Genomic DNA, 11,675 nt, shown 5'->3' on the forward strand with positions numbered 1-11,675 from the left:
GGAGCGAAGGTCCATCTTTTTTTAGTTATACATGTAAGCAGGTACTTGCATCAGTGTGTCAATACTGTCTTGCAGCTGTGAAAAAGCGGTGATCGACACATCTGGCAATTCTTCCAATCCATTAGGGGCCTGACGGAGACGATGATTGAACCACAAGGCTTGCCAACCGGCTTTCTTACAGCCCACTACGTCATTATCAAAATTATCACCAACGTACAGTGTCGTTTCTGGATCAAGAGCAAAGTCGGTTTCTGCCAATTGGAAAATTTCAAGTTGGGGCTTTTGATAACCAGTTGCTTGTGAAATGATCATATGCTCTGGTTTGATCCATCGAGTCAGTTGCAACTGATCCAATTTTTTTTGCTGGTGGTCAGTGGGACCATTGGTAATAATTCCTAGTTTGACTGGCAATGTGGACAAATAGTTCAAAGTTGACTCAACTTCAGGATGCAGCGTGATGGCATCTAGTTCATGTTCATAACACAGCTGAAATTTACAGCTTTCTTCCATTGTAATAGGTAAGTACCCTAAATCCGTTAATGAATGGGTCAGTCGAAAATAACGAAAATGATCTAGCGTCCATTCATTTGCCAATACCCGTCCAAACTGCTCATCACTGTGCACCCGAAACCGTAAGTAAAGAGCAGTTAAATCTTTGTGGGCTATTTGTGGGAAACATGAGGTTACGGCATTACGAAATGGTTGTTGCTGGTCATATAAGGTATCATCGACATCAAAAAGAATACTAGTGATCAAAAAAGACACGCCTTTCAGAGTTAGTGAAAATTTTCAGTTTGTTTTCGAATCAATCATAAGCCATTATTTCTGTAAAAAAAAGAGGAAAATCCCTGCAAAATAAAGGTTTTATTTACTGTTTTTAGAAATCCGCGTCTTCATAGGTTTTCAAAATTATAGTGAATTTTACCCATTTTCACATGTTTCTCATTTTGCATTTCTACTGAGAGTTGCTTATAATGAAAGCTATTGAGGAGGGGGAAATGTGTTAAAAAGGTTTTTTCGTTATTATCGACCGTATCGGTCACTATTTATACTCGACTTTACTTGTGCGGTATTTGCTGGTTTATTGGAACTAGCCTTTCCAGTTGCCGTCAACCAAGTAATCGATAAGATCATGCCTCAGAACAACTTTCGCCTAATACTGTTGGCATGCTTAGGCTTGTTCTTGTTTTATGTGATCAATACTGTGTTGCAATATATCGTGGTTTTTTATGGTCATAAACTTGGGGTCAATATTGAAACTGATATGCGTCAAGAGTTATTTCGACATCTGCAAACGCAATCTTTTGAATATTATGATAATCAAAAGACTGGCAAGCTGATCAGTCGATTGACTACGGATCTCTTTGAGATTTCTGAAGTCGCTCACCATGGTCCAGAGGATGTTTTTATTACCATTATGACTTTGGTCGGTTCATTCCTATTGATGTTAAATATGCATGTTCAATTAGCTGTGGCAACATTTGCGTTGATTCCCTTGATTACGATCGCCTTGGTTTTTTTCAATAAGAAAATGACCAAAGTCAACACACAGATCTATGATAATCTCGGTGAGTTCAACGCCGGAGTGGAAGCATCTGTCAGTGGCATTCGAGTGACACAATCATTTGCCAATGAAACGTTTGAACATAAACGTTTTGACGGGTTAAGTGAGATTTATCGGCAGTCTAAAATCCTTTTTTATAAGGTAATGGCAATCAGTTCAGCGTACAATTATTTCTTGATTCGGTTGATCAACTTGTTTGCTCTGATCTTTGGTGCCTACTACGTGATTCGTGGCGAACTGACGAACGGTCAGTTCGTAGGGTTTATTTTATTGTCAAATGTCTTTGTTAGACCAATCGAGAAGGTTAATACGATGATCGAAAGCTATCCGAAAGGAATCGCTGGCTTCAAACGCTTGACCGAAGAGTTGGATAAAGAACCGACGATCAAAGACAAGCCAGGCGCACGGGCAGTAACTTCCTTAAAGGGAGACATCGTCTACCATGATGTTTCTTTTTCCTATGCGGATGCGACGAAAGTCTTGAATCACATCGACTTGTCGATCAAAGCGGGTGAGACGATCGCCTTCGTTGGACAAAGTGGTTCGGGGAAAACAACGTTATGCAACTTGTTGCCGCGATTTTATGAAGTCACGGAAGGCGCCATTACGATCGATGGCATCAATATTCAGGAGATGACCTTGGCATCTTTACGTCAGCAGATTGGTACGGTGCAACAAGATGTTTTTCTTTTCCCAGGAACGATTCGAGAAAATATTGCTTATGGCAAACTTGATGCAACAGAAGAGGAGATTTTAAAGGCTGTCAAATTGGCACACTTAGAAAAAGTCATTGATCAAATGACGGATGGCTTGGATACGGTCATCGGTGAACGAGGCGTCAAATTATCCGGTGGCCAAAAGCAGCGAGTAGCGATTGCTCGGATGTTCTTGAAAAACCCGCCGATTTTGATTCTAGATGAAGCAACTTCAGCGTTAGATACCGAAACGGAACAAGTGATCCAAGAATCATTGAATTCTTTGGCAGATGGGCGTACAACCTTGATCATTGCCCATCGCCTCGCAACGATCAAACATGCGACACGAATCATTGTCGTTAGTGAGAAGGGGATCTTAGAAGAAGGAACCCATGAAGAGTTGATGGCGAGAAAAGGGCATTATCGTGCATTGCATGATGCTCAATTCGCTCGTGACCGAGACCCAGCACTTGCTTAGAAGAAAGACATAGTAAACGATCAGTTCAAGAATAGTACAGTCTATTATGCTTTGTCAGTGACCAAGCAACAAATTGGCTGGCTTCTTGGATTGATCGTTTTTTACTGAGTTTTTTGTGAGAAACCCTTTTCATTTATAAGCAGATGTTCATTTCTGCTGCTGTTTTATAGCAGATTATGACAGAAATGCTTCTATGGTTTTCTGATTAAAAAGGAATGTGATACAATAAAACCAAGAAGAAAGAGAGTGGTTGCGATTACTCGTACAAAAAAATAACATCCATTTTCCTTGTAGCGCGATCGTTTCTCGGCAAAGGAAGGATAGTGAAAAAGTTCTTTTGAAAACGATTGAGCGATGGCCTTGGTTTTTCTCTCATTTTTTGATTACATCTGTAATTGTCGAAGGGAAATAAAAAAACGTTGCCTTCTGTTAAAAGAATATTTTAATATTCTGACATCTTTTTGATACACCTTTGACACACTGTTGTATAAAAGGAGTAATATTAAAAAAAAATTTGAGTTTTCTCATTTAAAAATAAACTTTTTGAAGGAAACCTTTTGCCTTAAAGGTTTCGCTTTTAATATAACTTTCGAGTTTTATTAAAAAATATGAGATTTAGACTAGATTTTTTTTAGTTAAACCTGTATAATTGAAATCAAGCGAGGGAACAGGACTTGCTTGATTGAAAATTAAAAAGGAGAGATGCACGTTGTTGACACTATACACTTCCCCAAGTTGCACATCTTGTCGCAAAGCTCGTGCGTGGTTACAAGAGCACGAAATCCCTTTTGTTGAAAGAAATATTTTTTCAGAACCGTTAAATATTTCTGAGCTTAAGGCAATTCTACAAATGACAGAAGATGGCACAGAAGAAATTATTTCCACCAGATCCAAAGTATTCCAAAAGTTGAATATGGATCTAGATGACCTGCCCCTAAAAGATTTATTGACACTTGTTCAAGAAAACCCAGGATTATTGCGTCGTCCGATCATGATTGATGAAAAACGATTGCAAGTTGGGTTCAACGAAGATGAAATTCGTCGGTTCTTACCTAGGGATGTTCGCCAACTGGAATTAAGACAAGCGCAATTAATGGCAGGATTATAAATTTGACTTCATCGACTCGCTTTCTCTTTGAAAGTGAGTCTTTTTTTGAGTTTTTATGTTTTTCTTAAGAGGATATTCGTTTTCTCTTTACTTTTTATCAGGTTTCGATACAATGAACCTATAGTGAGTAGCAAAAGTGAGGTGTAGCTAATATGGAAATGGAACATATCAATGAGAACACCATTCGTGTATTGATCAAAAGTGAAGACTTAGCTGCGAGAGGCATCACTTTTCTTGACCTTCTAGGAAATCACAATGAAATTGAAAACTTCTTTTACAGTATTCTTGAAGAAGTTGATATTGACGAAGAATTTAAGGGCAGTGAAGCTGTAACTTTCCAAGTCTTGCCTAAAGGCGATGGGTTAGAATTGTTTATTAGCAAAAATCTTCCACCAGAAGGAATGAAAAATTTTGATGAGATGAATGATGAAGCGAATGAAGACATTACCGACATGTTGAAAAAGCATGTGGCGGCTCAATTACAAGAGTCGGAGCAAGCAGAAGACATCGGCAATCGTTTTGTATTCGAGTTGTTGCGATTCGAAGATATGATTCAATTGGCATCCGAAGTATATTTGGATTCCGTTGCAACCAATCTTTACCAAATGGGTAACCATTATTATATTGAAATTCGATTCATGGATGTAGAGGTTACTGATATTGAAGTGGAGAACGCACTTTCTTATTTGATGGAATTTGCCCAACGGACATCAGTGACGCCAGAGGTTTTATCTGAATATGGTCAGTTGATCATGGAAAACGATGCACTTGAATTGACTCGTTTCTACTTCAAAAATGATTAATGAATGAAATTCATTTCCAGCCAAGAACATGTTGCTAATGTTCTTGGCTTTTTCAATTGTGTTTGATGAAAATGGCGTATCTTTTATTGAGGTGAGTTAGATGCTGAAAGCATTGAACCAAGGAAAAGAAGTCATTGCAGCGAAAGGGAGAAAGAAAGCATCAGGTCCTTTTTATTGCCCAGGGTGTCACCAAGAAGTGACTTTGCGGCAAGGAACCAAACGACAGCCCCACTTTGCCCATCAAGCAACTGCTGATTGTCAGACTTACAGCGAAGGGGAGACGAAGGAACACTTGGAAGCCAAACAACTATTGTTTGAATGGTTTCAAGATACAGGGATTGAGATCGAAGCTTTTTTGCCTAAACTCCAACAGCGTCCTGACCTTTGTTATAAGAATATCGCCATTGAAGTACAGTGTTCTTCCCTCAAGTTTTCACGATTTCTTGAAAGAACCAGCACGTATTTAGCAAACGGCTATCGACCATGGTGGATCTTAGGGGAGAAATTGCATCCGAAACGCCAATGGTCACTTTTGGCAAAAGCCTGCTGTAGTTATCAGGCAACTGGTTTTTGTTTGTGGCTGATTGATACGCAAAATCAATCCTTAATGAAGTTAGAACAAATCAACTGGCACTATCAAGAAGGAGTCAGCAGTCAACAAAGCGATGCTCGAAAAGGGGCGCCTTACCATAAAGAAACACTTCGCCCTTTGTGCAAAGGACAAAGATCAAACCATCACCGTCCTCCTGAGTGGCTTGCTGCAGACTATCAGGTGTGGTTGATACAAAAACTGCGAAAGAACCTGCCAAAAATCCGTATGATCCAAGAAATATTGTATCCGTTAAAAGGCAATGTCTCCCAGCTGCCTATGTGGTGCTATTGTGCAAGCAGCTTTGGCATTTTATTTGAGCATCGAATATTGGTTTTTCGCTTTCTTTATTTAAGTGACTGTCCACTTCGTTTTGATCAATGGGTGGCACGGCTGCGGCAGCTGGATTGGCAATGGCAATTCCCGTTACTGGATCAACGGGAAATTTTGCGTGGACTCTTTCAAGAATGCCAATATTTAGAAAATTCGGTTTCTTTTTAAGCCAATGATTTGGTTTCACTGAAAAGTATGATAAGATATTTTTAACCAATGAACAAGGAGTGAAGGGAATGTCAGAAACAAAACAATTACCAGCACGTGAATCGATTCCAGTCGAAAAAACGTGGGACTTAACGAAAATCTATGCCGATGATGCGGCTTTTGACATAGAATTTCAAGAGATCCAAGCACAAGTCAAAGAAGCAAGTCGTTACCAAGGCACTTTAGCCGATGGGCCGCAAGCCTTCTTATCCGCATTAGAATTTGTTTTAGCGCTTTCTCGTCGTTTAGAGAAACTCTATGTATACAGTCATTTGAAAAACGATCAAGATACTGCCAATACGACGTATCAAGGCTTGTATGCAAAAGCAAGTAACTTAGTTGCGCAAGTAAGTGAAGCCGTTGCTTGGTTTGATCCTGAGCTATTGACAATGTCTGATGAAACGATTTGGGGCTATTTCGATCAAGAGCCGAAACTAGCTGTTTATCGTCATATGATCGAAAAAACCATCAACGAACGTCCACATGTCTTGCCAGCGGAGCAAGAAGAGTTATTAGCTGGTGCTGGCGAAATTTTTGGGGCACCTGGCAACATTTTTTCTGTTTTAAACAATGCTGATTTGGATTTTCCAGTAGTTGAAGACGAAAACGGGGAAAAAGTGCAGTTATCTCATGGTGTATACGGTGAGTTGATGGAAAGCACGGATCGGTCTGTCCGTGAAGCAGCCTTTAAAGGTCTTTATGGTGTCTATGAGCAATTCCGCAATACCTTTGCCCAAACATTAAGCACCAATATCAAAGCCCATAACTTTAAAGCAAAAGCCCGCAAATTTGATTCGGCACGGCAAGCCGCTTTGAGTGCCAACCACATTCCTGAAAGTGTCTACGATACATTAGTGGATGTCGTCAATCAGCACCTGCCATTGTTGCATCGTTATATGGCATTAAGAAAACGCCTGTTGGCTGTCGATACGTTGCATATGTATGATGTTTATACGCCGATTTTAGGGGAAGCACCCATTCGATATACCTATGAAGAAGCGGTCGAAAAAGCGAAAGAAGCGTTAAAACCATTAGGTGAAGAATACCTTGCGGTGGTTGAAGAAGCCTTCAGCAATCGGTGGATCGATGTCGTTGAAAACAAAGGCAAACGTAGTGGCGCGTATTCTTCTGGTGCCTATGACACGCTGCCATATATCCTGATGAACTGGAATGATCGATTGGATCAACTCTTTACTCTTGTTCATGAAATGGGACACAGTGTGCATAGTTACTTTACACGTAATAACCAGCCTTATGCCTATGGCGATTATTCGATCTTTTTAGCGGAAATCGCTTCAACCACCAATGAAAATATTTTGACAGAGTATATGCTGCAGACTGAAACAGATCCACGGGTCAAAGCTTATGTCTTGAATCATTTTCTCGATGGCTTCAAAGGAACGATTTTCCGTCAAACGCAATTTGCCGAGTTTGAACACTTCATGCACGTGGAAGATGCGAAAGGAACACCGTTGACCAGTGAGTTCTTAAGCGAGAACTATGCCGAGTTAAATGCAAAATACTACGGACCTTCTGTTGAAAAAGATCCTGAGATTCGTCTTGAGTGGTCACGCATTCCGCATTTCTATTACAATTACTATGTTTACCAGTATTCAACCGGATTTTCGGCAGCTTCTGCTTTAGCGAAGAAAATCTTAGCAGGTGAACCAGATGCCTTAACCAACTATTTGAACTATTTGAAAGCTGGACGCAGTGATTATCCAATCGAAGTCATGAAAAAAGCGGGCGTCGATATGACAAAAGCAGATTATATTGAAGACGCGATGAAAGTATTTGAGCAACGCTTGAATGAATTGGAAGAACTCGTCAAAGAAATTGAAGCATAATTGAAAAGCGAACCAATCCGTGAAGGATTGGTTTGTTTTTTTGTTTGTCCACAATAAAAAACGCTCCGCAGCGAGCCAAATACAAGATCATCGTTTGGCTCGCTGCGCAGCGTCGCTATTGAATAGGGTTTCATAAAAGAATCAACCCGCGATCAATTTCATGAATAGTGGAAAGTTTTGGTGCTTTCAAAGACTGAGCTTTTTGTAAAAATGTATCGAGTTCTGTTGCTGTACCACAGACGAGCGGAAGACTTCTCAGTTCCTCTGATCCTTCTAAAAGGACCCCATATTCTTCTTCACTTGAAAAATCATACACCACAGCAGAGGGTGTGATCGTGATGCCCATATCTTTGGCTACACGCTGATCGGTGGCAAAGTTCTTTTTCACTAGCTCAGAGGATCGATCTTCTAGGAACATCTCTAAATCACCATTCGTTTCAGAAAATAATTCTTTCACTAAGGCATCGCTATATTCTTGTCTTTCGATCCCTATCCGTTGTTGCAGTTTCAACAAGAAATCCCGCGCAATTTTTTTTCCTTGCAACTGAGCTGCCTTATAGTCCAGTGATGCAGCATAGATTTGGTTGGTCTGTTCATTTCGCAAGACCAAATCCGTCTTATTCATGGACAAATAGTCCATTGAGACACCTACGGAAAACAAGTTAACGAAAGGTAGGATCTGCAAATGGATTTTTTTGCGGCTGGTGTTTAATTTATTGAGAATCTCTTTTTCGATATCATAACAAATAGGCCCAATCGGATTAATAAATAAAAACAGTTCGATCATTTGAATCTCTCCCCAATTAAGATTCTTTTGTACCTTGAAAAACAAAATAAGTATGTTTTATTAAATATAGCAAAAAAACGCGAAAAAAGTAAGCAAAAGGACAGCTTACTATGATTTTTCTTCAACGGCTCGGATGATCTTGTTTTTCGCTGGTCGGTAAGGAACGCCAAAGAGACGTAACAAGGAGTGAAAGGCATCTTTCCCTTTAATCGGTTCGTTGACTTCTAACTCCAACTCATAATCATGCTGTTGACCATACCAGCTTTCATCTAACGCGAGCAATCCTTCTTCAATCGGAAATTCCGCCCGTTTCGTTTTTAATGCTGCGATCATACGTAACGTGTCAGGCTCGATACCTGCCGCTCTTAGGCGCTGAGCAACGATACCCGTAGGTAGAATTTTTTCTGAAGCAATCAATGAAGCTGCGGACGTTTTCGTTAAAGGATCAGTCGTCTCTAATAACCCGTGCTCAATGGGGGTTTTTAGCGTTAATTCCGCATTGGTAGCAGTCGTGCGAATACGCAAGCCGAATTGCTTTTCCCGCAGCTTATGATCTGCCGTATCAAAATAGTAGTTGGTTTGTATCTTAAATGCTTCTTCTGACAAATTGTAATAAGCAAGCAACTGGTGGTATTCTTTTTCCGTCAACATCGTTTTATATTCGATCTCTATTTGTTCGCCCATCGTTTCTCACTCTCTTTCTGTTGCAACCATAGTGTACGCTGTTTCAGCTATTCCGTCAAAGAAACCAAACAAAGAAAAGCTGAGACGTTGGGGGAGAGACAAAAAATCTTTTGTTTCTGCTCTTCTGTTCATTCAGTTTTATTCCAAGAGTATGGTAGAATAAGAGGTATGTTATGAACAGAATCGAGGGAGAAGAATGATTCGAGATTGGGAAGAATTCTTAGCGCCTTATGAACAGGCGGTTTCAGAATTAAAAGTAAAATTAAGAGGCATACGAAAACAATATAGGGAACAAAACAAGCATGTTCCCATTGAATTTGTCACTGGGCGGGTCAAGCCAGTGGATAGCATTTTAACGAAAAGTAAATTACGTGGGATTGCTTTGGATCGGCTTGAAGAAGAGATGTCTGATATCGCTGGATTACGAATCATGTGTCAATTTGTGGAAGACATTCACCAAGTCGTTGAACTCTTACGAACACGCAAAGACATGAAAGTGATCATTGAACGGGACTATATCACCAATAAAAAAGCCAGTGGCTACCGTTCGTATCATCTAGTGATCGAATATCCCGTTCAACTGATCGACGGGGAAAAAATTATTTTAGCTGAGATTCAAATTCGGACACTAGCGATGAATTTTTGGGCAACGATCGAACATTCACTAAACTACAAATACCAAGGGGAATTTCCCGCTGAAATCAGTGAACGGCTGCGTCGGTCGGCAGAAGCCGCCTATCAGCTAGATGAAGAAATGTCCAATATCCGTGAAGAGATCCAAGAGGCACAACGGTTATTTTCACATGGGAAAGGCAAGCGAGGCGGACATGATCAGAACCCGTTGCCAAAGGGGGAAACGGAATGAAAGGTATCCGCGTGGCAATCGTCCATAATCAAGAAAGCAAGTCGGTAGAAGTGACAAAGCGTTTAACTACGCTTTTAGAACAATCTGAAAATAAGATCGATCAAGACAATCCTGAATTAGTGATTTCTGTTGGGGGAGATGGCACGCTCCTTTCTGCTTTTCACTTGTACAATCATAAGTTGGACCAAGTGCAGTTTTTAGGCGTCCATACGGGTCATCTCGGCTTTTACACGGACTGGCGAGATTATGAATTGGAAGAACTAGTCGAGTCATTATGCAATGACCATCAAAAAAGCGTCAGCTATCCGTTATTAGATGTTCGTATCACGTATGCGAATGGAAAATCAGACAAGCATTTCCTTGCATTGAATGAATCAACGATCAAGCGCGGCAATCGCACGATGGTTGCCGATATTTCTATTAAAGAAGACCTCTTTGAAAAATTTCGCGGCGATGGCTTATCGATTTCAACGCCCACCGGCTCCACTGCTTATAACAAGAGTGTTGGTGGGGCAGTCTTACACCCAAGTATCAATGCCTTTCAATTGGCAGAGATTGCTTCGTTGAACAATCGTGTCTTTCGGACCCTTGGTTCGCCGATCGTCGTGGGTCACCATGAATGGGTCAAAGTACAACTGCAGCAAAGCACCGACTATTTAGTAACGATCGATCAGTTTACCATCGAACAAGAAGAAATCGATGCTATCTATTACCGTATTGCCGATGAACGGATTCATTTTGCGTCTTATCGGCATATGCATTTTTGGAATCGGGTCAAAGATTCCTTTATTGGAGAAGAATAAACCCATGGAATTTACGTATTACTATACTGGACAAGGACAGCAAGTCAAATATTTTTTGAAGGAACAAGGGGTGTCCAAAGGACTGTTAGCAAAAATCAAATTTCAAGGCGGAAAGATATTTGTCAACGATCACGAGCAAAACGTCTTGTTTTCTTTGGCGCAAAATGATAGGGTAACTATTGTAATTCCTCCTGAAGGAGAACATGAGACGATGCTGGCTGACCCGACACCGATTGAGATCGTGTATGAAGATGCCCATCTGTTAGTCGTGAATAAACCGGCTGGCATCTCATCAATTCCTGCGCAATATCATCCGACTGGCACGATGGCCAATCGCGTTAAGGCCTACTATCAAGCGCAGCACTATGAAGATCAAGTGATTCATGTTGTCACGCGGTTAGACCGTGACACATCAGGATTGATGCTTTTTGCAAAACATGGGTTTGCCCATGCGAAGCTGGATAGCCAGTTGCGAAAGAAGCAGGTCGTAAAAAAATATCAAGCCCTCGTTGCTGGTGAACTGCCCGCACTTTCTGCCCATGGTGAGATTGAGCTGCCGATTGCTAGGGACCTGACTTCACTATTGAAACGCAAGGTCAGTGACGAAGGAAAAGAAGCACGGACGGAGTATTGGCTAAAACAACGCAATTCAGATTGCGCTTTAGTTGATATTCAGTTACACACAGGCAGGACACATCAAATAAGGGTCCATTTTTCTGCGATCGGTTGTCCCTTATTAGGAGACGAGATGTATGGCGGTACAATGGCTCTTGGGATCAAACGACAAGCATTACACTGCTGTCAGCTGCAATTTCAGCATCCCTTTACGAATGAACCGTTGGCTTTTAAGCTGCCCTTACCAGCAGACATGGCCGCTGTTTGCTCAGCCATGGATAGGCAATAACAAATGAG

Annotated in this window: 11 protein-coding genes; 8 read left to right on the forward strand and 3 right to left on the reverse strand. The window is 40.9% G+C overall.

Going from position 1 to position 11,675, the window contains the following annotated elements; genetic code table 11:
* Window positions 1–21: 21 nt before the first annotated feature.
* Window positions 22–756 carry an HAD family hydrolase gene (locus IGJ15_RS05815; protein ID WP_231434807.1) on the reverse strand — a complete coding sequence of 245 codons (735 nt, stop codon included), beginning with the start codon at window positions 754–756 and terminating at the stop codon, window positions 22–24.
* 244 nt (window positions 757–1,000) lie between these two features.
* Here IGJ15_RS05815 and IGJ15_RS05820 point away from each other — a divergent pair, with 244 nt between their 5' ends.
* The 5 genes from IGJ15_RS05820 (at window position 1,001) to pepF (ending at window position 7,624) form a co-directional block, all read left to right on the forward strand.
* Window positions 1,001–2,737 carry an ABC transporter ATP-binding protein gene (locus IGJ15_RS05820; RefSeq protein WP_142968251.1) on the forward strand — a complete coding sequence of 579 codons (1,737 nt, stop codon included), beginning with the start codon at window positions 1,001–1,003 and terminating at the stop codon, window positions 2,735–2,737.
* Window positions 2,738–3,446: 709 nt separating this feature from the next.
* The gene (gene spxA / locus IGJ15_RS05825; protein WP_003127030.1) at window positions 3,447–3,845 is read left to right on the forward strand and encodes a transcriptional regulator SpxA; all 399 of its coding nucleotides are present in this window, start codon (window positions 3,447–3,449) and stop codon (window positions 3,843–3,845) included.
* A gap of 152 nt (window positions 3,846–3,997) precedes the next feature.
* On the forward strand, window positions 3,998–4,648 hold the full coding sequence (locus IGJ15_RS05830; protein WP_430599341.1) for an adaptor protein MecA: 651 nt from the start codon (window positions 3,998–4,000) through the stop codon (window positions 4,646–4,648).
* Between the two features lie 100 nt (window positions 4,649–4,748).
* Complete coding sequence (locus tag IGJ15_RS05835) at window positions 4,749–5,738, forward strand: competence protein CoiA (protein WP_231434805.1); 990 nt, start codon at window positions 4,749–4,751, stop codon at window positions 5,736–5,738.
* 68 nt (window positions 5,739–5,806) lie between these two features.
* Entirely contained in the window at window positions 5,807–7,624 is a 1,818-nt protein-coding gene (pepF, locus tag IGJ15_RS05840) for an oligoendopeptidase F (protein ID WP_430599342.1), read from the forward strand.
* A 130-nt stretch (window positions 7,625–7,754) separates the two neighbouring features.
* Here pepF and IGJ15_RS05845 read toward each other — a convergent pair whose 3' ends face one another.
* Both IGJ15_RS05845 and IGJ15_RS05850 read right to left on the reverse strand, forming a co-directional pair.
* The gene (locus IGJ15_RS05845; protein WP_005229705.1) at window positions 7,755–8,411 is read right to left on the reverse strand and encodes a ClpXP adapter SpxH family protein; all 657 of its coding nucleotides are present in this window, start codon (window positions 8,409–8,411) and stop codon (window positions 7,755–7,757) included.
* Between the two features lie 108 nt (window positions 8,412–8,519).
* Window positions 8,520–9,095: a CYTH domain-containing protein gene (locus IGJ15_RS05850; protein ID WP_016610835.1), complete on the reverse strand. Its 576-nt coding sequence runs from the start codon at window positions 9,093–9,095 to the stop codon at window positions 8,520–8,522.
* Window positions 9,096–9,291: 196 nt separating this feature from the next.
* Here IGJ15_RS05850 and IGJ15_RS05855 point away from each other — a divergent pair, with 196 nt between their 5' ends.
* The 3 genes from IGJ15_RS05855 to IGJ15_RS05865 are packed head-to-tail and all read left to right on the forward strand — an operon-like array spanning window position 9,292 to window position 11,667.
* Window positions 9,292–9,960, forward strand: a complete 669-nt coding sequence (locus IGJ15_RS05855) for a GTP pyrophosphokinase (protein ID WP_005229708.1) — start codon at window positions 9,292–9,294, stop codon at window positions 9,958–9,960.
* A 5-nt stretch (window positions 9,961–9,965) separates the two neighbouring features.
* Window positions 9,966–10,763 carry an NAD kinase gene (locus IGJ15_RS05860; protein WP_026008090.1) on the forward strand — a complete coding sequence of 266 codons (798 nt, stop codon included), beginning with the start codon at window positions 9,966–9,968 and terminating at the stop codon, window positions 10,761–10,763.
* 4 nt (window positions 10,764–10,767) lie between these two features.
* The gene (locus tag IGJ15_RS05865) at window positions 10,768–11,667 is read left to right on the forward strand and encodes an RluA family pseudouridine synthase (protein ID WP_034858411.1); all 900 of its coding nucleotides are present in this window, start codon (window positions 10,768–10,770) and stop codon (window positions 11,665–11,667) included.
* Window positions 11,668–11,675: the final 8 nt, after the last annotated feature.

It is taken from the genome of Enterococcus sp. AZ079, from assembly GCF_050547255.1.
Taxonomy (GTDB): Bacteria; Bacillota; Bacilli; order Lactobacillales; family Enterococcaceae; genus Enterococcus_D; species Enterococcus_D casseliflavus.